Source organism: Subtercola lobariae (assembly GCF_014640255.1).
In the GTDB taxonomy this organism is placed as follows: Bacteria; Actinomycetota; Actinomycetes; order Actinomycetales; family Microbacteriaceae; genus Subtercola; species Subtercola lobariae.
Genome location: NZ_BMGP01000003.1, coordinates 117,191 through 137,342, shown reverse-complemented (window position 1 = coordinate 137,342; position 20,152 = coordinate 117,191). Strand labels below are relative to the sequence as shown.

The window sequence follows — 20,152 nt, the reverse complement described above, 5'->3', positions numbered from 1 at the left end:
CGACGTAACTCCTGCATCGGCAGCGGCTAAGCGCTGGTGCCGGGGGTGAAACGGTAGCCGAGGCCCGGTTCGGTGATGAGGTACCGGGGGCGCGACGGGTCTGGTTCGAGTTTCTTGCGCAGCTGTGCCAAGTAAAGCCGGAGGTAACCGTCTTCGGTGGTGTAAGCCGAACCCCACACCGTGCTGAGCAGTTGCTGTTTCGTCACGAGCCGGCGCGGGTTGCGCACCAGCACCTCGAGCAGCTTCCACTCTGTCGGCGTCAGCTTCACGACGGTGTCGCCGCTGCGCACGTCGTGGGCCGCCAGGTCGACCGTGATGTCGCCGAACGTCACAACCGGTTCGTCGACCCCTGCCACGTTTCGCCTGGTCAGGGCCCGGATGCGCGCCAGCAGTTCATCGATGGCGAACGGCTTCGTGACGTAGTCGTCGGCCCCCGCATCGAGTGCGTCGACCTTGTCTGCCGAATCACTGCGCCCACTCACCACGAGAATCGGAACGGTGCTCCAACCGCGCAGGCCCTCGATCACTGCGATACCGCTGAGCCCCGGTAACCCGAGATCGAGCACCACGAGTTCGGCTGGATGCTCGGCAGCCTGTTTCAGGGCATCCTCACCCGTGGCGGCCAGCACCACCTCGTAGCCGCGCGCGTTCAGGTTGATGCGCAGGGCACGCCGAATCTGCGCGTCATCATCGACGATGAGCACCCGCATCAGGAGTCGCCCTCTGCAGAGCTCTGGTGGCCGCGGGGCAGCGTGATCACCATGGTCAGCCCTCCGCCCGGGGTGTCTTCGGCTTCGAGCGTACCGTTCATCGCCTCGACGAAGCCTCTCGACAGAGCGAGCCCGAGCCCGACTCCGGTGGTGTTGTCGGTGTCGCCTAAGCGCTGAAACGGCTGAAAGGCATCGGTCAGCCGTTCGGGCGGTATGCCAGGCCCGCGGTCGATGATTCGCAACTGAACGGTGTCACCGAAGGCGCTGGCCCCGACGATCGGTTGAGTACCCGCGGGCGAGTAGCGCAGAGCATTCGACAGCAGATTCACGATCACTCGTTGCAGAAGAGCGGGATCGCAGACCACCGGAGGCAGTGCCGGCGATACGTCGATCACGACGGCCCCGGGCGCGACGTGCAGTTCGTCGAGCGCGAGCGGCACCACCTCGTCGAGACCGACCTCTGAGCGCGAGACCGCGAGTACTCCGGCCTGGAGACGGCTGACGTCGAGCAGATTGTTCACCAGCTCGGCCAGGGTGACCAGCGATTCTTCTGCCGTGCGAAGCAGCTCACAGCGATCGACGTCGCTCCAGTCGACCTCGCTGCTGGCGAGGCTCGAGACGGCAGCCGTGGCCGACGAAAGCGGCGTTCGCAGGTCGTGCCCGACCGCGGCCAGCAACGCCGTGCGCATGCGGTCGGCTTGTTCGAGCGGCCGCATGCTCTCGGCTTCTGCAGCGAGGCGCCGCTGCACGAGCGCCGACTCGATCTGCGAGAGAAACGCGGCGAGAATGCGCCGGTCAGACGCCTGCAGTGGCCGCCCGACCACAACCAACTGAGCCGATTCAGACAACGGGTACGCGGTGCGCTGGGTGTCGGCGTGCGTGGCATCGCCAGGCCGCTCAGCGGATTTCTCGGGCGCTTTCGCCGCACTGGCCTGCGCCTGCGCGTGCGCCAGACCGTCGGGTAACTCACTGCCATGCGCCGCACCATTGGGGGCCGTACCATAGTGCACCCCATCGCCGGATGCAATCCAGACAGCCGTCTCGGCGGCCGTGACCAACGGCGTCACGCTGTCGGGCGCGATTCTGCCAATCGGCTCGGCGGCCAGCGGCTCCGCGGCCGCGTGCTCAGCCGCCTCGTACAGCACCTCGCCGCCCGACTCGAGAGTGACCCGTTCGAGCGAGAAGACCTCGCGCAAGCGATCGATGAGGGCCTGCAGGGCATCCTGACCCCGCAGCACGCTGCCGGCGACCGTGGCGAGCGTTTCGGCCTCGGCGGCACTGCGCCTGGCCGCGCGTGACCGACGGGCCGAGGAGTCGACAACCACGCTGACCAGCACGGCCACCACCAAGAAGACGAGTAGAGCCAAAAAGTGCCGCGGGTCGGCGATGGTCACCGTGTACAGCGGCGACACGAAGAAGTAGTCGAGCAGCAGGCCGGCGGCGACGGCCGTGGGAACAGCAGGTCGCAAACCGCCCACCAGGGCCACGATCACAACGAGCAGTTGGTAGAGCAGCACCTCACTGGTGATGGAGTCGTCGGTGCGCAGCGCAGCCATCGCCCAGGTCAGTGCGCTGAGCCCGAGCACCGCGATGGCGCCGCCCGCCCACTGCCGGCGAAGCGTCAGAGCCCCGCCCAGGCGCGGCAGGGCGAGCGAACCGGCGGCTGCATGCGTCACGATATGCACGTCGATGTCACCAGACTCACGGATGACCGTGGCGCCGATTCCCGCCCCCGTCAACAATGCCGTGAGCCTCGACCGCCGGCTCACGCCCACCACCAGCTGCGTGGCGTTCACCCCGCGCGCGAAATCGACCAACGCTTGAGGGGTGTCGTCGCCCACCACGTGGTGGTAGTGCCCGCCGAGCTGCTCGACGAGGGTGCGCTGCTGGGCGAGGGCGCCGGGGTTCGCGGCCGCGAGACCGTCTGCACCACTGACGTGCACCGCGAGCAGCTCGCCTCCGCTCGATCGGGCCGCGATACGGGCTCCGCGGCGAATAAGGGTTTCGCCTTCTGCGCCGCCGGGCAGCGCCACCACCACTCGTTCGCGGGCCTCCCACTTCTGGCCGATGCCGTGCTCGGCGCGGTAGGCGGTGAGTGCGACATCCACTTCGTCGGCCAGCCACAGCAGCGCGAGCTCTCGCAGCGCGGTCAGATTGCCGAGTCTGAAGTAGTTCGACAGCGCCGCATCGATCGTGCCTGCCGGGTAGACGAAGCCGCCCGAGAGCCGGGCCCGCAGCGCCTCGGGGGCAAGGTCGACGAGCTCGATCTGGTCGGCCGAGCGCAGCACCGAGTCGGCAATGGTCTCGTTCTGTGCGATTCCCGTGATCTGCTCCACCACGTCGTGCAGGCTTTCGATGTGCTGGATGTTCACGGTCGACATCACATTGATGCCCGCATCGAGCAGCAGCGCCACGTCGGCGAAGCGCTTCGGAGTGAGCGAACCGGGTGCGTTGGTGTGCGCCAACTCGTCGATCAGTGCCCACTCCGGCTTACGGGCGATGAGGGCCGACACGTCGAATTCGTCGAGTGTCACCGCACGGTGTTCGACCCGCCTCCGGGGAAGCACCTCGAGGCCCTCGACGAGCGCTGCCGTGGCGGCTCGGCCGTGGGTCTCGACCACACCGATGACCACGTCGTGGCCTGCGGCGTGCATGCGTCGGCCCTCTTCGAGCATGGTGAAGGTCTTGCCCACGCCGGGCGCGGCGCCGAGGTAGACGTGCAGCAGACCTCTGGTCACGAGGGTGAGCTCGTTCGTCGTGCGTCGCCGCGGGCATCCACGCGCACCGGCACGCCCGCTAACACCACGCCCACCAGCACGGCCGCGCCCACCAACACCGCGCCCACAAGCACCGCCACGCCCGCCAACACCGCGCCCACCAACACCACGCCCGCCAGCACGGCCGCGCCCACCAAAACCGCCGCCACCTGCATCACGGCCCGGCCGAAAGCGCCGCGAGAGCGAGGTTGAGCTGAAGAACGTTCACGGTCGGGTCACCGATGAACCCCGCGTCGCGACCCGCCACAAACGACTCGACGAGCTTCGACACTTCTGCCTCCGAGAGGTTTCGGGCCGCAGCGACCCGGGCGACCTGCTCACGAGCGTACTCCGGGCTGATGTCGGCATCGAGGCCAGAGCCCGAGGCCGTCAGCGCGTCGGGCGGAATGGATGCCGGGTCGACGCCGTCGCTCGCCGCGATGGCGGCCTTGCGATCGGTGATCTGCTGCAGCAGCTTGTCGCTGTTCGGGCCGAGATTCGACCCGCTCGACGCGCTGCCGTCGTAACCGTCGCCCGCTGCCGAGGGCCGGGATTGAAACCACTGCGGCAGCGCCACGCCGTTCGCATCGGTGAAGCTCTGGCCGATGAGGCTCGACCCGACAACGCTGCCGCCCTCAGAGATGAGCGAGCCGTTCGCCTGGCCTGGGGCGGCCAGCTGCCCGATTGCTGTGATGGCGAGCGGATAGACGATGCCGAGCCCGAGGGTCATGATGGCGAACAGGCGAAGCCCGACCCAGACCTGGCGCAGAGTGGCGTTGCGTGTGCTCATGAGAGCTGTTCTTTCTGTGTGAAGGGTAGCGAGGGTGTGCGGGCGGTCATGACAGCCCCGGAATGAGGCTGATCAGCATGTCGATCAACTTGATTCCGATGAACGGCGCAATGATTCCGCCGAGCCCATAAATGAGCAGGTTGCGGTTCAGGATGCTCGCCGCCGAGGCAGCGCGATACTTCACTCCGCGCAACGCCAACGGAATCAGCGCAACAATCACCAGAGCGTTGAAGATGATCGCCGAGAGTATCGCCGACGCCGGAGACGAAAGCTGCATCACGTTGAGCACCGCCAGCGACGGAAAAGCGAGCGTGAACATGGCCGGAATGATGGCGAAGTACTTGGCCACATCGTTCGCGATCGAGAACGTCGTGAGCGACCCGCGCGTGATCAGCAGTTGCTTGCCGATTGACACGATGTCGATGAGCTTGGTGGGGTCGGAGTCGAGGTCGACCATGTTGCCCGCCTCCTTCGCCGCCGAGGTTCCGGTGTTCATCGCCACACCCACATCGGCTTGAGCCAGCGCGGGTGCGTCATTCGTGCCGTCACCGGTCATCGCCACCAGATTGCCGCCCTGCTGCTCCCGTTTGATGAGCTCCATCTTGTCTTCGGGGGTCGCCTCGGCGAGAAAGTCGTCGACGCCGGCTTCTGCGGCGATCGCCTTGGCGGTCAGCGGGTTGTCGCCCGTGATCATCACCGTGCGAATGCCCATTCGGCGAAGATCGGCGAATCGTGCGGCGAGGCCCTCTTTCACCACGTCTTTCAGGTAGATCACACCGAGCACCCGAGCCTCACCGTTCGCCGTCTTCTCGGCCACGACCAGCGGGGTGCCTCCCGCCTGAGAGATGTCGGTGACGATCTGGTCGAGTTCGGCCACGAGTGCCGCGGGCTGCAGATCGCTCTCAGCGACCCAGGCCGCAACCATCGACCCGGCACCCTTACGAACTTGACTGCCGTTTTCGTAGTCGACGCCGCTCATGCGGGTCTGTGCGGTGAACGGAACTTCGATGCCGTCAGACGCGGCGGGAATCGGCAGCCCGAGTCTGCGAGTGAGGTCGAGCACCGACTTGCCCTCCGGCGTCGGGTCGCTGAGCGATGAGGCGCTGGCGGCGGCCGCCAGTCGTGAAACGGTTACGCCGCTGACCGGCCTGAACTCTGCGGCCTGGCGGTTTCCGTAGGTGATGGTTCCGGTCTTGTCGAGCAGCAGCGTCGTGACGTCGCCCGCCGCCTCGACCGCGCGACCTGACATGGCCAGCACGTTGTGCTGCACGAGCCTGTCCATTCCGGCGATGCCGATGGCCGAAAGGAGTGCGCCGATCGTGGTCGGAATCAAACACACCAGCAGCGCCACCAGCACGATCAGCGATTGGGCCGCATTCGAGTAGTCGGCGATCGGGTTGATCGTCAGCACCACCAGCAGAAACACGATGGTGAGGCTCGAGAGCAGAATGCTGAGCGCCAGCTCGTTCGGCGTCTTCTGCCGAGACGCGCCTTCGACCAGCTTGATCATGCGATCGACGAACGTGTCGCCAGGCTTCGACGTGATGGTCACCACGATGCGGTCGGAGAGCACACGTGTGCCTCCCGTGACGGCGCTTCGATCACCACCAGATTCCCGCACCACCGGAGCCGATTCGCCCGTGATCGCCGACTCGTCGACCGACGCGATGCCCCAGATGATGTCGCCATCACCCGGAATCAGCTCGCCCGCCGTTACCACGATCGTGTCACCGAGCGTGAGATCGGCCGAGGCGACCTGAGTCACCACGGCCCGCTCGCCCGCCGGGTCACCGGCCAGGTCGTAGTCGATGCGATTCGCGAGCGTGCTCGTGCGGGTGGCCCGCAGGCTGCTCGCCTGTGCCTTGCCCCGGCCCTCGGCCACCGATTCGGCCAGGTTCGCGAACAGCACGGTGATCCAGAGCCAGATGGCGATCGACCAGGCGAAGAGCAGTGAGGTCGGTGAGGCCGAAGCGCCTGCGCCGGTTCCGGATGCGCCATCGGCCGCGAAGAACGGCTGGGCAACAGCGAGTGCTGTCGTGAAGGCCGCCCCGATCTCGACGATGAACATCACGGGGTTTTTGTACATCAGGCGTGGGTCGAGCTTGCGCACGGCGCCGGGAAGGGCATCCACCAATTGGCGTGGGCCGAACGGGTTTGCGGTAGTCATTTCAGACCTTCTGCTAGGGGGCCTAGCGCTAGAACGGGAAAGTACGTGAGAGCGGAGACGAGCAGCAGCGTGCCGATGGTCAGCACGACGAACTGCACGCGGTGGGTCGGCAGCGTGCCGGCGGTGGCCGGAACTTTGCCCTGCGCGGCCAGCGAGCCGGCCAGAGCGAGCACGAGCACCATCGGGATGTAGCGGCCCAGCAGCATCACGGCGCCGAGCGCGGTGTTGAACCACGGCGTGTTCGCGGTGAGCCCGGCGAACGCCGAGCCGTTGTTGTTGGCAGCCGAGGTGAAGGCGTAGAGAACTTCAGAGAAGCCGTGCAGGCCGGTATTGGCCATCGAGGTGCCCACCACCGAGTCGCGCACCGCCGGAATGGCGAAACTGAGGCTCGTACCGATCAGCACCAGGGCCGGCGTGGCCAGAATGTAGAGGCTTGCCAGCTTGATCTCGCGGGTGCCGATCTTCTTGCCGAGATACTCGGGAGTGCGGCCCACCATGAGACCCGCCACGAAAACGGCGATGATCGCAATGACCAGAATGCCGTAGAGGCCTGATCCGGTGCCGCCCGGAGCTACCTCGCCGAGCATCATGTTCACCATGGCGAGCCCGCCACCGAGACCAGTGAAACTGTCGTGCATCCCGTTCACAGCGCCGGTCGACGTGAGGGTCGTCGACGAGGCGAAGAGCGACGAGAGCACCGTGCCGAATCGGGTTTCGATGCCTTCCATGGCCCCGCCGGCGGCCGCGGTTGCTGTGCCTGAGAGCGATGATTGCGCCGCGACCATGAGCGCCGACGACGCGACCCAGATGGTTGCCATGGCGCCCACGATGGCGTAGCCCTGCCGATTGTCACCGACCATTCTGCCGAAGGTGCGGGGCAGTGAGAACGGAATCACGAGCATCAAGAAGATCTGAAACAGGCTGACCCACGCGGTGGGGTCTTCGAACGGATGCGCGGAGTTCGCGTTGAAGAACCCGCCGCCGTTCGTGCCCAGCATCTTGATCGCCTCTTGCGAGGCCACCGGGCCGCCGGGCAGCGTCTGCGTGCCGCCGGTGATCGTGGTGATGGCCTGAAAGCCGTTGAAGTTCTGAATGACGCCGCCGACGATCAGCACGATGGCTGTCACGAACGCGAGCGGCAGCAGAATGCGCACGACGCCGCGGGTCAGGTCGACCCAGAAGTTGCCGAGGGTGGTGGAGTGCTTGCGAGCGAACCCGCGAACCAGCGCGATGGCGACGGCGATGCCGATGGCGGCCGACACGAAGTTCTGCACGGTGAGGCCGATCAGCTGCACCGAGTAACCGAGCGTCACCTCGGGGGAGTACGACTGCCAGTTCGTGTTCGTGACGAACGAGATGGCCGTGTTGAACGAGAGCGACTGCTCTACGGGCGGCAGGCCGAGCGCGTAGGGCAAGAACTCCTGCAGGCGCTGAATGCCGTAGAGAAACACCACTCCGATCACCGAGAAGATCAGCACGCTGCGCAGGTAGCGCTGCCAGGTCTGATCGGAGTCGGGGTCGACGCCGATAACCTTGTAGAGGCCCCGTTCGACCTTCCAGTTCTTCGTGGTGGTGTAGGTGTGCGCCATGTAGTCGCCGAGCGGGCGATACGCGAGGGCGAGCGCGATGATGAGGGCGCCCAGCTGGGCGACCGTGAGCCAGACGGTACCCATCAGAACCGCTCGGGCTTGAAGAGGGCATAGAGGCAGTAGACAACGGCAGCGACCCCGAGAACGACGCCCAGAATGGTGAAGACGATCACAGCTTCGCCACCCCTCGGGCGATCAGCGCGACGAGGCCGAACAAGACCACGACGCCAACAAGATAGGCGATATCCAGCACGAGAAACTCCCAGGCAGCAAAACTCGGCGCCGGGTTGTACCGGCGGTGTGACGATGGCCACACAGCAATGCCACACCCGTCGGGCAGCCGGATGCCCGTTCCTAACGACTTCCTAACGCCGCCGCCGCGAATCCTTACGCCCGCGGCACTTCGGTCGGAGCTGAGCGCGCATACCCGCAATACGTCGACATAGCGGCTCAGCTCCGACCGAACTCCCGAGCACGCTCGGGGCGTGGCGCGCGGCGGGTAGACTGGGGTCGCGAATGGGTCGGCAAGACGGTCGCGTTGGCCAGGGCATCCGCAGGTCTCGTGCGTGCGGGTGTGGTGGTCACCGAGGAACGTCCGGGCTCCGCAGAGCAGGGCGGTGGGTAACACCCACCCGGGGCAACCCGAGAGATCAGTGCCACAGAGAACAGACCGCCGCACGTGCCTTCGGGCGCCGCGGTAAGGGTGAAACGGTGGTGTAAGAGACCACCAGCCGCCATGGTGACATGGCCGGCTCGGTAAACCTCGCCCGGAGCAAGGTCAGACAGAAGACAATACGGCTGCTCGTCGTGTCTTCGGGTAGACCGCTAGAGGCGTGCGGCAACGTACGTCGTAGATAGATGGCCGTTCATGGGAGCTTTGCCCCCAAGACAGAACCCGGCGTAGCAGCCGGCCCATTCGCCCCGCCCTGCTCCCGCCCTCACGTGCCGGTGCCCCGCTCCGCTGCCTCGGGTGGCGGATGCCCGAGCTAGGGCTTCTGGGCTCCACCGTGCCCCGCCCCGCCCCGCCGTGCCCGTGCCCCGCCCCGCCGTGCCCGCGTCCCGCCCTGCCGTGCCCCGCCCTGCGTAGGGTGACGGATGCCCGGGCTAGGGCTTCTGGGGGTAGATGGTCTCGTGGCGGGCGAGCATCGCCACGTACTCGGCTATCTTGCGGGCGCGGGTTTCGGGGCGCTTCACGTTGCCGATGCGAAACAGAATCGCGTAGCGATTGGTGCCCGAGAGCTGCTCGAAGAAGGCCGTGGCCGTGGGGTTCGGGGCCAGAGCAATGAGCAGATCATCCGGAACCTCAATGGTCTTCGAACCGGCGTAAGCGGCCTGCCACCGGCCGTTCGCCTTGGCCCGCTCGATCTCGGCGAGGCCTGCGGGCTGCATGCGGTCTGCAGCGATGAGTGCCTCGGCCTTGTCGACGTTGATCTTCGACCAGATGCTCTGCGGGCGGCGCGGGCCGAAGTTCTGCAGAAAGTGGTGATCGTCGAGGGCGCCCTTCTGGCCGTCGATCCAGCCGTAGCAGAGCGCCTCGTCGAGAGCTTCGGCGTAGCTCACGCTCGGGTGCGCGCCGCCCTTCTTGGCGATCGCCAGGCGCACGCCCTCAGATTCGTCGTGGTGCGCAGCGAGCCAGGCCGCCCACGTCACCGCCGAGGCGCAGTAGAGAATCTCGCGAACGACCGCCACGTCAGAACCTACTTCGGTGTCGGCTCGCCGACCAGCTGGTTCACGTTGACGAGCACCTTCGGCTGCACCGCGAGCGATGCCGCGCCCAGGATGCCCGCGTTGTTGCGCAGCGTGGCCGGCACCAAGGGCGTGCGAATCGAGATCTTCGGCAAGAACTCTTCGTAGCTCTTCGAGACGCCACCGCCCACGATGAACAGATCGGGCCAGAGCAGGTTCTCGAGCTCGGAGTAGTAGGTCTGCAGGCGTGCGGCCCAGTGCGTCCAGCTCAGCTCGTCGCGCTCTTTCGCCGCGTATGACGCCTTCTTTTCGTAGTCGCCACCCTCGATCTGAATGTGACCGAGCTCGGCGTTCGGAATCAGCACACCGTTGTAGATGATGGCTGTGCCGATGCCCGTGCCGAGCGTCGTCATGATGATGAGCCCGTTCTTGCCCTTCGCCGCCCCGAACCTCACCTCGGCGTAGCCGGCGGCATCCGCATCGTTGACGAAGGTGATGTCGCGCTTGAGGTTGTCTTCGAAGAGCTTCTCGGCCTCGAGCCCGATCCACTTCTTCGAAACGTTTGCAGCCGACATGGTGCGACCCTGCTGCACGACTGCGGGAAAGTCGATGCCGATGGGGGCGTCTTTCGGGGCATCCTTCAGCTGAATCAGCAGCTGTTCGACGGTGTCGATGACATCTTTGGGCTTGCCGCCCTCGGGAGTGGCGATCTTGATGCGGTCGCTCAACAGCTCGCCCGTTTCGGTGTTGACGATGGCGCCTTTGATACCGGTGCCCCCAATATCGATACCGATGGCGATGGTGGGAGTGTCTGACATCGTGGTTTCTCCGATTTCCCGCCTCAGCCGTGAGGCGCAGGGATTCGAGTCTATTGTGGCAGGCCCGGGGGCGGCACGCGCGCTACGGAACGGTGAGAACTTCGGCGCCGCGCTCGGTGACCACGAGGGTGTGCTCGAATTGCGCCGTGATCGACTTGTCGCGGGTCAGTACGGTCCAGTCGTCGGGCCAGAGCTCCCAGTCTTGTGAGCCGAGAGTGAGCATCGGTTCGATCGTGAACACCATTCCCACCTCGATCACGTCGTCGAAACGCGGCGCAGAGTCGTAGTGCGGAATGATCAGGCCCGAGTGAAACGTCTCGCCCACGCCATGGCCGGTGTAGTCACGAACCACCCCGTAACCGAACCGCTTTGCATACGACTCGATGGTGCGGCCGATGACGTTTACCTGGCGCCCCGGAGCAACCGCCTTGATGCCGCGGTTCATCGCCTCTTTCGTGCGTTCGACCAGCAGCCGCACTTCTTCGCTCGGCTCGCCGGCGAAGAACGTGGCGTTCGTATCGCCGTGCACGCCGTTCAGGTACGCCGTGATGTCGACGTTGACGATGTCTCCGTCGTCAAGAACGGTGTTGTCGGGTATGCCGTGGCAGATCACCTCGTTGACACTGGTACAGAGCGATTTCGGAAAGCCGCGATACCCGAGGGTGGAGGGGTAGGCACCGTGCTGGATGAGAAAATCGTGGCCCAGAGCATCCAACTCGTCTGTGGTCACCCCAGGCGCCACATGCTCACCGACCCAAGCGAGAGCCTCGGCGGCGATGCGCGACGACTCGCGAATGTCGGCGATGCGTTCGGGGGAGTAGACGTCGGTCTTGCCCGGTTCGTCAGGCTCTTTCTTGCCCACGTATTCGGGCCTGAGGATGCTCGGCGGCACGGCCCGCAACGGTGAGACCCGACCCGGGGTGAGGTGGCCGGCTGAATCCTTTGGCATAAGATCAATCGTAGTTGAGGCCCCGGCGGTGAGTGCCGGCCTGGCCGCCGAGCGCTTTGGAGAAACACATGTCGGGCGACCCGTCGAAGCAGTACTGGTACAACATCAACACCGGTGCGGTGGAGTTCGGTTACGTGTCACCGGCTCCCGACCGGGTCGGGCCGTTCGAGACCAAGGTCGAGGCCGAGCACGCTCTCGAAACTCTGCGCGCGAACAGCGCCAAGTGGGCCGAAGAAGACGCCGCGAACGACTGACCGCCGCTTCGTCAGGCGCCCGTGCCGCTTCCTCGGGCGCCGGTGCCGCTTCCTCAGGCGCCCGGGCCGCTTCCTCGGGCGCCGGTGTCGCCTCCTGAGCGGTCTGACGCCCCGCCCCGCCGCGCCAGGCCGCGCGTGAGCCCGTTACGCCGTTTTGAGCTAGGTATAGTGGCCTCGAAACGACGCAACAGGCTCACTTGGGGTCGCGGCCGGTGAAGTCGCTCATGGTCGTGTAGAGGTGAAAGACGTTGTCGGCCATCTTGTCCCAGATGGCGGTGGGCAGGAGCCCCTTCGTCACCTTCGCGATGTGCACGCTCTTCGGCAGCAGCAGTAACGGCTTGCCGGCGAGCATGGCCTTCCACACCCGGCCCACCACGTAGTCGGGCGTCATTATGGGCGTCATCACGGGCCCGCGTGCACCCTCGAACATACCGGTCGAGATGTAGCTCGGCGCCACCGTGGTGACTTTCACGTGCGTGTGCCCTTGCTGCGTGAGTTCGAGCCGCACCGAGTCGCTCCAGCCGATGATGGCCCACTTGGATGCCGCGTACACACTCATTCGCGGGTTCGAGATCATGCCCGCGGCGGAGGCGATGTTCACGATTCGGGCGGGGCGGCCGCCCTCGATCATGCCGGGAAGAAACTCGCGCGTCACGATCATCGGGCCGATGGCGTTGATCTTCATCGTCTCGATGGTGTCTGCGGCAGTATCGTGCTCCCAGAAGTACTTGCCGCGCACGATTCCTGCGTTGTTGAAGAGCACGTCAGGGTTGCCGATCTCGCTGCGCACCCGCTCGGCGGCTGCGGCGATGATGTCGGGGTCGCTGACGTCGATCGTGTCGCTGTGCACGCGCGTGCGGCCGCCGACAGCTGCGCTTTCGGCATTCAGCCGCGCCTTGATCGTCGCGAGTTTGTCGGAGTTGCGATCCCAGAGAATCACATCGCTCGCGCTCTCGGCTACCGCCCGCTCCGCGTAGAGCAGCCCCATTCCGCTGGCAGCGCCGGTGATCAGTATGCGCGCACCCGCGACGGTTCGTGCCACGCCTGGCCCTAGCCTTCGAATTCGTGCTCGGGGGCAGGGTAGGCGCCAGAGGCGACGTCGGCCCGAAACTCGTTGACGGCCTCGGTAAGCACCTGGGTGAGGTTCGCGTACTGCTTGACGAAGCGCGGTACGCGGCCTTGCGAGAAGCCGGCAAAGTCGGTCCAGACGAGCAATTGGCCGTCGACGTGCGGGCCAGCCCCCACGCTGATGGTGGGAATACGCAGCTCGCTGGTGATGCGCTTGGCAACAGAACTCGGCACCATCTCGAGCACGACGGCGAACGCACCCGCATCCTCGACCGCGTGCGCGTCTGCCACGAGCGCCTCGGCACCTTCGCCGCGACCCTGAATGATATGGCCCCCGAGCCCGTGCTCGCTCTGCGGGGTGAAGCCGATGTGCGCCATCACCGGAATGCCCGCGTCGACAATGCGCCGAATCTGCGCGGCGCTGCGCACGCCACCTTCGAGCTTCACGGCGTGCACGTTCGCTTCTTTCATGAAGCGCACGGCGGTGTGCAGCGCGTCGTCGGGCCCGCCTTCATATGAACCGAACGGCATATCTCCGACCACGAGGGCTCGGGATGCCGCACCGGCCACAGCACGAGCGAGTGGTATCAGCTGATCGACCGTGACCGCCAACGTGGTCTCGTTACCGAACACGTTGTTGCCGGCCGAATCGCCCACCAGCAGAAAGTCGATGTCGGCGGCGTCGAAGATGGCGGCCGAGAGCTGGTCGTAGCTCGTCAGCCCCACAATGGGTATGCCATTCTCTTTCGCGTTCTGAAAATGCCGCGTGCGAACGCGCTTGCGAGGGGACTGCTCCGTCATGCCCCCAGTCTACCCGTCTGAGATCGCGAGCACTTCGGACGAGATGAGCCGCATCGGCGGTCGCTCTCGTCCGCAGCTGCCGCTACTGATGCCGAGACGGCAGCGTTAGGAGACGTCGGTGGGGCGGTAGGTGATGGGCAGGCGGCGGTCGCGGCCGAAGGCGGTGCGCGAGATCTTGGTGCCGATGGCGCTCTGGCGGCGCTTCCACTCCGAGTGGTCGACGAGCGAGATGATGCGGTCGACCGTGGGCGCGTCGAACCCGTGCTCGATCAGTTCGGTGCGACCGAGACCGCCGTTGATGTATTGCTCCAGCAGCGCGTCGAGCACGTCGTATTCGGGCAGTGAGTCTTGGTCGGTCTGATCGGGGCGCAGCTCGGCCGACGGCGGCTTCGAGATGGAGTTCTCGGGGATGGGCGGCGTCTCGCCTCGCCGCTCGGCGAAGGTGTTGCGCCAGCGAGCCAGCTCCCACACCAGCATCTTCGGCACGTCTTTGAGTGGAGCGAAACCCCCCACCGAGTCACCGTAAATGGTCGAATAGCCCACCGCGAGCTCGCTCTTGTTGCCCGTGGTCAGTACGAGGTGCCCCTTCTGGTTCGACAGCCCCATCAAGATGATGCCCCGGATGCGCGCCTGCAGGTTCTCGGCTGCGACCCCGTCGAGCTGCAGCTGACTCTCGATGGGCGCCACCAGCTCGGCTATCGCCTGCGTCTCGTAGTGCAGCCCGATGCGTTCGGCGAGGTCATCGGCGTCAGAGCGGGAATGATCTGACGACCACTGACTGGGCATCGACACCCCATAGACCTTCGACGCCCCGATGGCGTCGGCCGCCATCGACGCGACCACCGACGAGTCGATACCGCCCGAGAGGCCCAGGATGACCGAGCCGAATCCGTTCTTGCGCACGTAGTCGCCGAGCCCCAGCACGAGCGCGCCCCAGATCTGCTCGAGTTCGTCGGGTACCACCGCGATGTCGGCCGTGAGAGGCGTGAGCGCGCCGGTACGGCCACCATCGCCCGCCGACTCCGCCGCATCGCCCGCATCGCCTACGTCGCTCGCATGGCCCGCGTTGTCCGCGTCCCCCGCATCACGCGGGGTACCGCTATCGCCGACGACCACGGCCGTGCCGCCATCGCCGTGTCCCGAGGCCGGCGCCGCCAGCTCCACGAGCGCCACGTTCTCAGGCAGTTCGTGTTCGGTCGCCCCCTCGAGGTCGAGATCGACCACCAGCAGATGCGGCTGAAACTGCGGCGCCCGAGCCACGATGCGGCCATGGCGATCGACCACGACGCTGTCGCCGTCGAAGAGCAGATCATCCTGACCGCCCACGATGTTCACGTAGGCCACACACGTATCGTTCTCGACGGCGCGGCGCGTTACCAGCGGCAGCCGCACCTCGTTCTTGTCGCGCTCATACGGCGAGGCGTTGATCACCAGCAGCAGACCCGCATCGGCCGACGCCACCCGGTTCACCGGCCCGCCGTCTTGCCACAGATCTTCGCAGATGATCAGCGCAACGTCGACCCCGTGCATCCGTAGCACCAGCAACTCGTCGCCCGGAATGAAGATGCGGTATTCGTCGAATACCGAGTAGTTCGGCAGGTGATGCTTGGCGTAGCGGGCAACGATCGCCCCGCCCTGAATCACGCTCGCCACGTTCTGCGCGATGGCCGTGGGCGCATTGCTGGTGGTGAACCGCCGCGGTTCGAACGGGCCGTCAGGATGCCCGAGCACCACCACCACGTCACCGAGCCCCGCCTCGCCGAGTTCTGCAGCCAACTCCGCCGCACGCCTGCGGCACGCCGCGAGAAACGACGGCCGACCGGCCAGATCTTCGATGGGGTACCCCGAAAGTGCCATCTCGCCGAACGCCACGAGGTCTGCGCCAGCATCCCGCGCCCGCCGCACGGCGTCGATGATTGCGACCGAATTACCTTCGAGGTCGCCGACAATGGGGTTGGTTTGGGCCAGCGCTAAGCGAAGTCTCGGCATAGCCACTAGCCTAATAGCGGCAGCACCACCCGCCAGAAAGAGGTTCTGATTGTCGATGGATAAGCAGCGTGATTTCGTTCTTCGCACCATTGAAGAACGCGGAGTCAAGTTCGTCAGGCTCTGGTTCACCGATGTGATCGGCACTCTGAAGTCGGTGGCCATCGCTCCAGCCGAGGTCGAGGGGGCATTCGCCGAAGGCCTGGGGTTCGACGGCTCGGCCATTGAAGGGCTGACCCGGTCGTTCGAGGCCGATGTGCTCGCGCATCCAGACCCCACCACTTTTCAGATCTTGCCTTGGCGTGGCGAGATCGACCCCACCGCACGCATGTTCTGCGACATCACCACGCCCGACGGCCAGCCCGCCGTGGCCGACCCGCGCAATGTGCTGAAGCGCACCCTCGCCAAGGCCGGCGACCGTGGCTTCTCGTTCTACACGCACCCCGAGGTGGAGTTCTACCTCCTGAAGTCGTCGCAGTACGGCCCCGAGGGCCCCGAGCCCGTCGACAAAGCGGGGTACTTCGACAACGTTCCCGGTGGCACCGCGCACGACTTTCGCCGCCGGTCGGTGCGGATGCTCGAAGACCTCGGCATCTCGGTCGAGTTCAGTCACCACGAGGCGGGCCCCGGGCAGAATGAGATCGACCTGCGGTACGCCGATGCGCTGACCACCGCCGACAACATCATGACCTTCCGCACGGTGATCAAAGAGGTCGCCATCGAGCAGGGCGTCTACGCCACGTTCATGCCGAAGCCGCTCTCGGGCCAGCCCGGATCGGGAATGCACACGCATCTCTCGCTCTTCGAGGGTGACGCGAACGCGTTCTACGAGGCCGGCGCCGAATACCAGCTGTCGAAGATCGGCCGCCAGTTCATTGCCGGGCTGCTAAAGCATGCGCCGGAGATCACCGCGGTGACGAACCAGTTCGTCAACTCGTACAAGCGGCTCTGGGGCGGCGACGAGGCTCCGAGCTTCGTCTGCTGGGGTCACAACAACCGGTCGGCGCTCGTTCGCGTGCCGCTCTACAAGCCCAACAAGGGGCAGAGCTCGCGCATCGAGTACCGTGCCATCGACTCGGCGGCGAACCCGTACCTCGCCTACTCCCTGCTGCTCGCCGCAGGGCTGAAAGGCATCGAAGAAGGGTACGAGCTGCCGCCCGAGGCCGAAGACAACGTTTGGGCCCTCAGTGATTCCGAGCGCAAAGCACTCGGCTACAGCGCGCTGCCGGCGAGCCTCGACCAGGCCATCTCTGAGATGGAGAACTCCGAACTCGTCGCCGAGACCTTGGGCGAGCACGTGTTCGAATACGTTCTGCTGAACAAGCGCCAGGAGTGGGCCGCGTATCGCGACCAGGTGACGCCGTTCGAGCTGAAGAGCAACCTGGAGATGCTGTAGGGCTCTGTGCCTGGCGCCTCGCGAACGAACCTGCCGCACCACACGCACCCGCCTACACAGCCGACGTTCACCGCAGGAGACATCACCGCAGATGACCCGGGAGCAAACCACCCTCACCGAACTCGCGCGCGTCGGGTTCTCTGAGCTCACTCGCGCGCAAGCCGACCTCGAGACAGCCTCTTCGCTTGGGCAGGTCGGCCTGCCCGAGCTTCTCGACTCGCTGCGCCTGACCGCCGACCCCGACCAGGCGCTGATGTACCTCGTGCGTCTGCTGCGCCTGCCCGCCACTCCGGTGGTGGAGCTTCTCGCCGACGAACCGAGCCGCACCAGACTGCTGCGCGTAGTGGGTATGTCGAGCGGATTCGGCGACTATTTTCTCCGGCACCCCGAAGAGCTGACCGCGCTGCACACCCGCATCAAGACGCTTCCCACGGTCGACGAGCTTCGGGATGACCTGCTCAACTCGGTGGGCAGCGTCGACGGTTTCGCGACCATCGAGGGCGAAGGCGCCTGGACTCTGCTTCGGGTGAGATACCGCCGAATCCTCGCCCAGATCACGGCGTTCGACCTCGAACAGCGTGACCCGGTGGCCGGCATCGATGCTGTGGCCGATACGCTCGCCGATCTGGCGACGGCTGCCCTCGACGCGTCGTTGGCCTGTGCTCGGGCGCGGGCATCCACTCGCGGGCAGAGTCGGTGGCTGTTTTCGCGGCAGGAGGTCGCCGCGACCCGGCTGGCCATCATCGGCATGGGCAAAGCGGGGGCGCAGGAGCTGAACTACGTCAGCGACGTCGATGTGATCTTCGTGGGTGAAGGGTCTGAGCCAAGAGAGTCGGGGCTGGGTGAGTCTGGGCCGGGGGAGTCGGGGCCGGGAACGGGCTCGCCGGGCGTGTCGACGCCTCGGGCCCTCGACATCGCCACCGCGCTGGCCATGCTCACCATGCACGGCATCACCGAACTGGCTATGGAGCCGCCGCTCTGGGAGGTCGACCCGAACCTCAGGCCAGAGGGCAAGGCAGGCGCTCTCGTTCGATCGCTCGAATCGCACCTCGCTTATTACGACCGCTGGGCGAAGAACTGGGAGTTTCAGGCGCTGCTGAAGGCAAGGCCGCTGGCCGGCGACCTCGAACTGGGCGAGCGCTACGTCGAGGCCGTGCGTCCGCTGGTCTGGAGCAGTGCTTCGCGCGAGGGTTTCGTGGAGTCGGTGCAGCTCATGCGGCACCGGGTGACCGACCATATTCCGGCTGACGAGGTCGATTACCAGCTGAAGCTCGGTCCTGGCGGCCTGCGTGACGTGGAGTTCACCGTGCAGCTGCTGCAGCTCGTGCACGGGCAGAACGACCCGATGGTGCGGCAGGCGGCGACGCTTCAGGCGCTTCGCGCGCTGGCCAATCAGGGCTACATCGGCCGGGTTGAAGCGGCCGAGTTCTCACGCGACTACCGAGTGCTGCGGCTGATGGAGCATCGGCTGCAGCTGCGGAAGCTGCAACGCACACACCTCGTGCCGCGGAGCGAGTTCGAGCAGCGCGTCTTGGCCAGGGCGACCGAGCTGGCCCCGAGTGCACCAGCGTTGCTCGAGCTGTGGGGTGCCATCAAGGTGCGCGTGCGGTCGCTGCACGAGCGGCTGTTCTACCGTCCGCTGCTCGCGGCGGTGGCCGCGCTCGGGTCTGACGAGCTGAGCCTGACCAGCGAGCAGGCCGTGGCCCGGCTCGCGGCCATCGGGTTTCAAGACCCGAAGGGCGCACTGGGGCACATTGCGGCGATGACCGCTGGAGTGTCACGGCGGGCCGCCATCCAGCGTCATTTGCTGCCCGTGATGCTGCAGTGGTTCGCGAACGGCGCCGACCCCGACTTCGGGCTGCTCGCATTTCGGCGGCTGAGCGACTCGCTCGGTGAGACCTACTGGTATCTGCGCATGCTGCGTGATTCGTCGGGCGCAGCCTCGCGGCTGACCCAGGTGCTCTCGGGGTCGAGATTCGCGGCCGAACTGCTCGAGCGCATTCCCGAATCGGCTGCTTGGCTTGAAAACGACCACGACTTGAGGCCACGCTCCTTCGAAACGCTGTGGGTCGAGACCACCGCCATCATCGGTCGGCACGACACTCCGGATGCCGCCGCGGCCGCGCTTCGAACCGCCCGCCGGCGCGAAGTTCTGCGGCTCGCCCTCGCCTCGATTCTCGGCCTCATCGACGTACAAGAACTAGCACGAGCGCTCACCGACATCACGACCGTGTTCTTGCGGGGCACGCTCGGCGTGATTCGGCAATCGGCCGCGCTGACCAACGGCGACGGAATCGAATTCGCCGTCATCGGAATGGGTCGGTACGGTGGCCGCGAGATTGGTTTCGGCTCAGACACCGACGTGATGTACGTGTATCGCGCGCTCACGGTGAGCCAAGAGACCGCCCAGTCGGTTGCCCGGTTTATCGTGAACGAGCTCGTTCGGCTCACCGAAGACCGGCGGTTGCCGCTCGAGCTCGACATCGATCTGCGGCCCGAGGGCAAAAACGGCATCGTGGTGCGCTCGCTCGACTCGTACCGCGCCTACTACGAGCGCTGGTCGCTCACCTGGGAGGCGCAGGCGCTGTTGCGTGCCTCGGGAGTTGCCGGCGATCAGGCGCTGATCGACGACTTCGAGGCTCTCGCCGATGAGGTGCGGTACCCCCGCGCCATCGCTGAGCAGGCCGTGCGCGAAGTGAAGCGCCTGAAGGCGCGGGTCGAGAATGAGCGGCTGCCGCAGGGAGCAGACCCCGCGCGGCACCTCAAGCTGGGGCGTGGGTCGCTCAGCGACGTCGAGTGGTACGTGCAACTGTTGCAGCTCGAGCATGGGGCCGAGCATCCTGAGTTTCAGACGACGTCGACACTGGATGCCCTGGCCGCCGAAGTGGCCGCCGGATACATCGACGCGGCCGACGCCGCACGGTTGCGCGAGGCGTGGATCTTCGCATCACGGGCGCGCTCGTGCATGACGCTGTGGACGAATCGCACCACCGACGTGCTGCCGCTCGACCGGCGCCAGCTCGAAGGCGTGGCGCGGTTGCTCGAGTACCCGCCGGGGTCGGCCTCGGCGCTCGAAGAAGACTACCTCGCGGTCACCCGCCGGGCGCGGGCCATTTTCGAGCGCGATTTCTACGGTGACCTTTAACTGAGCTATACTCGCGGTTTGATTCGGAAGAGGTTTT

General features: G+C 66.0%; 17 protein-coding genes and 1 other RNA gene. 4 read left to right on the top strand and 14 right to left on the bottom strand.

What is annotated here, in order from left to right:
* Window positions 1–26 precede the first annotated feature (26 nt).
* From IEX24_RS08650 to IEX24_RS08615, 8 genes are read right to left on the bottom strand one after another with little or no spacing between them, the layout of a single operon-like run.
* Window positions 27–710: a response regulator gene (locus IEX24_RS08650; protein WP_188676922.1), complete on the bottom strand. Its 684-nt coding sequence runs from the start codon at window positions 708–710 to the stop codon at window positions 27–29.
* The gene (locus tag IEX24_RS08645; protein WP_188676919.1) at window positions 710–3,448 is read right to left on the bottom strand and encodes a DUF4118 domain-containing protein; all 2,739 of its coding nucleotides are present in this window, start codon (window positions 3,446–3,448) and stop codon (window positions 710–712) included. The genes IEX24_RS08650 and IEX24_RS08645 overlap by 1 nt, the downstream gene beginning before the upstream one ends.
* Window positions 3,445–3,636, bottom strand: a complete 192-nt coding sequence (locus IEX24_RS08640) for a hypothetical protein (protein WP_188676916.1) — start codon at window positions 3,634–3,636, stop codon at window positions 3,445–3,447. The genes IEX24_RS08645 and IEX24_RS08640 overlap by 4 nt, the downstream gene beginning before the upstream one ends.
* A gap of 5 nt (window positions 3,637–3,641) precedes the next feature.
* The gene (gene kdpC / locus IEX24_RS08635) at window positions 3,642–4,256 is read right to left on the bottom strand and encodes a potassium-transporting ATPase subunit KdpC (RefSeq protein ID WP_188676914.1); all 615 of its coding nucleotides are present in this window, start codon (window positions 4,254–4,256) and stop codon (window positions 3,642–3,644) included.
* 46 nt (window positions 4,257–4,302) lie between these two features.
* Window positions 4,303–6,423 carry a potassium-transporting ATPase subunit KdpB gene (kdpB, locus tag IEX24_RS08630; RefSeq protein WP_188676911.1) on the bottom strand — a complete coding sequence of 707 codons (2,121 nt, stop codon included), beginning with the start codon at window positions 6,421–6,423 and terminating at the stop codon, window positions 4,303–4,305.
* On the bottom strand, window positions 6,420–8,096 hold the full coding sequence (kdpA, locus tag IEX24_RS08625; protein WP_188676908.1) for a potassium-transporting ATPase subunit KdpA: 1,677 nt from the start codon (window positions 8,094–8,096) through the stop codon (window positions 6,420–6,422). The genes kdpB and kdpA overlap by 4 nt, the downstream gene beginning before the upstream one ends.
* Entirely contained in the window at window positions 8,096–8,185 is a 90-nt protein-coding gene (gene kdpF, locus IEX24_RS08620; protein ID WP_188676905.1) for a K(+)-transporting ATPase subunit F, read from the bottom strand. The genes kdpA and kdpF overlap by 1 nt, the downstream gene beginning before the upstream one ends.
* Window positions 8,182–8,328 (bottom strand): hypothetical protein, encoded by a 147-nt coding sequence (locus IEX24_RS08615; protein WP_188676902.1) that lies wholly within the window; start codon window positions 8,326–8,328, stop codon window positions 8,182–8,184. Before IEX24_RS08615 ends, kdpF begins: the two co-directional genes overlap by 4 nt.
* Window positions 8,329–8,529: 201 nt before the next feature.
* Here IEX24_RS08615 and rnpB point away from each other — a divergent pair.
* Window positions 8,530–8,931: RNase P RNA component class A (gene rnpB, locus IEX24_RS08610), an RNA gene on the top strand.
* A 185-nt stretch (window positions 8,932–9,116) separates the two neighbouring features.
* Here the strand turns inward: rnpB and IEX24_RS08605 are convergent.
* From IEX24_RS08605 to map, 3 genes are all read right to left on the bottom strand, one after another.
* The gene (locus IEX24_RS08605) at window positions 9,117–9,701 is read right to left on the bottom strand and encodes a YdeI/OmpD-associated family protein (RefSeq protein WP_203585909.1); all 585 of its coding nucleotides are present in this window, start codon (window positions 9,699–9,701) and stop codon (window positions 9,117–9,119) included.
* 8 nt (window positions 9,702–9,709) lie between these two features.
* On the bottom strand, window positions 9,710–10,516 hold the full coding sequence (gene ppgK, locus IEX24_RS08600) for a polyphosphate--glucose phosphotransferase (RefSeq protein ID WP_188676899.1): 807 nt from the start codon (window positions 10,514–10,516) through the stop codon (window positions 9,710–9,712).
* Between the two features lie 82 nt (window positions 10,517–10,598).
* Window positions 10,599–11,465 (bottom strand): type I methionyl aminopeptidase, encoded by an 867-nt coding sequence (gene map / locus IEX24_RS08595; RefSeq protein WP_188676894.1) that lies wholly within the window; start codon window positions 11,463–11,465, stop codon window positions 10,599–10,601.
* A 68-nt stretch (window positions 11,466–11,533) separates the two neighbouring features.
* Here map and IEX24_RS08590 point away from each other — a divergent pair, with 68 nt between their 5' ends.
* Complete coding sequence (locus tag IEX24_RS08590; protein ID WP_188676891.1) at window positions 11,534–11,719, top strand: SPOR domain-containing protein; 186 nt, start codon at window positions 11,534–11,536, stop codon at window positions 11,717–11,719.
* Between the two features lie 193 nt (window positions 11,720–11,912).
* On the opposite strand, the gene IEX24_RS08585 is transcribed toward IEX24_RS08590, so the two are convergent.
* The 3 genes from IEX24_RS08585 to IEX24_RS08575 form a co-directional block, all read right to left on the bottom strand.
* Window positions 11,913–12,761, bottom strand: coding sequence for an SDR family NAD(P)-dependent oxidoreductase (locus IEX24_RS08585; RefSeq protein WP_188676889.1), 849 nt, complete (start codon window positions 12,759–12,761; stop codon window positions 11,913–11,915).
* 8 nt (window positions 12,762–12,769) lie between these two features.
* Window positions 12,770–13,588, bottom strand: coding sequence for a 3-methyl-2-oxobutanoate hydroxymethyltransferase (gene panB / locus IEX24_RS08580; RefSeq protein WP_188676886.1), 819 nt, complete (start codon window positions 13,586–13,588; stop codon window positions 12,770–12,772).
* Between the two features lie 105 nt (window positions 13,589–13,693).
* The gene (locus IEX24_RS08575; RefSeq protein WP_188676884.1) at window positions 13,694–15,577 is read right to left on the bottom strand and encodes an NAD+ synthase; all 1,884 of its coding nucleotides are present in this window, start codon (window positions 15,575–15,577) and stop codon (window positions 13,694–13,696) included.
* A gap of 55 nt (window positions 15,578–15,632) precedes the next feature.
* On the opposite strand from IEX24_RS08575, the gene IEX24_RS08570 reads away from it, so the two are divergent.
* A complete protein-coding gene (locus IEX24_RS08570) occupies window positions 15,633–16,970 on the top strand; it encodes a glutamine synthetase family protein (RefSeq protein WP_188676882.1) in 1,338 nt (445 codons plus the stop codon).
* A gap of 91 nt (window positions 16,971–17,061) precedes the next feature.
* Window positions 17,062–20,115: a bifunctional [glutamine synthetase] adenylyltransferase/[glutamine synthetase]-adenylyl-L-tyrosine phosphorylase gene (locus IEX24_RS08565; RefSeq protein ID WP_188676880.1), complete on the top strand. Its 3,054-nt coding sequence runs from the start codon at window positions 17,062–17,064 to the stop codon at window positions 20,113–20,115.
* The last annotated feature ends 37 nt before the right edge of the window (window positions 20,116–20,152 follow it).

What these genes read in the sequence shown, in the direction of transcription:
- IEX24_RS08650 (WP_188676922.1), bottom strand. Translation starts at nt 710, where the DNA reads ATGCGGGTGCTCATCGTCGATGATGACGCGCAGATTCGGCGTGCCCTG.
- kdpC (WP_188676914.1), bottom strand. Translation starts at nt 4,256, where the DNA reads ATGAGCACACGCAACGCCACTCTGCGCCAGGTCTGGGTCGGGCTTCGC.
- kdpB (WP_188676911.1), bottom strand. Translation starts at nt 6,423, where the DNA reads ATGACTACCGCAAACCCGTTCGGCCCACGCCAATTGGTGGATGCCCTT.
- kdpA (WP_188676908.1), bottom strand. Translation starts at nt 8,096, where the DNA reads ATGGGTACCGTCTGGCTCACGGTCGCCCAGCTGGGCGCCCTCATCATC.
- ppgK (WP_188676899.1), bottom strand. Translation starts at nt 10,516, where the DNA reads ATGTCAGACACTCCCACCATCGCCATCGGTATCGATATTGGGGGCACC.
- map (WP_188676894.1), bottom strand. Translation starts at nt 11,465, where the DNA reads ATGCCAAAGGATTCAGCCGGCCACCTCACCCCGGGTCGGGTCTCACCG.
- IEX24_RS08590 (WP_188676891.1), top strand. Translation starts at nt 11,534, where the DNA reads ATGTCGGGCGACCCGTCGAAGCAGTACTGGTACAACATCAACACCGGT.
- panB (WP_188676886.1), bottom strand. Translation starts at nt 13,588, where the DNA reads ATGACGGAGCAGTCCCCTCGCAAGCGCGTTCGCACGCGGCATTTTCAG.
- IEX24_RS08575 (WP_188676884.1), bottom strand. Translation starts at nt 15,577, where the DNA reads ATGCCGAGACTTCGCTTAGCGCTGGCCCAAACCAACCCCATTGTCGGC.
- IEX24_RS08570 (WP_188676882.1), top strand. Translation starts at nt 15,633, where the DNA reads ATGGATAAGCAGCGTGATTTCGTTCTTCGCACCATTGAAGAACGCGGA.
- IEX24_RS08565 (WP_188676880.1), top strand. Translation starts at nt 17,062, where the DNA reads ATGACCCGGGAGCAAACCACCCTCACCGAACTCGCGCGCGTCGGGTTC.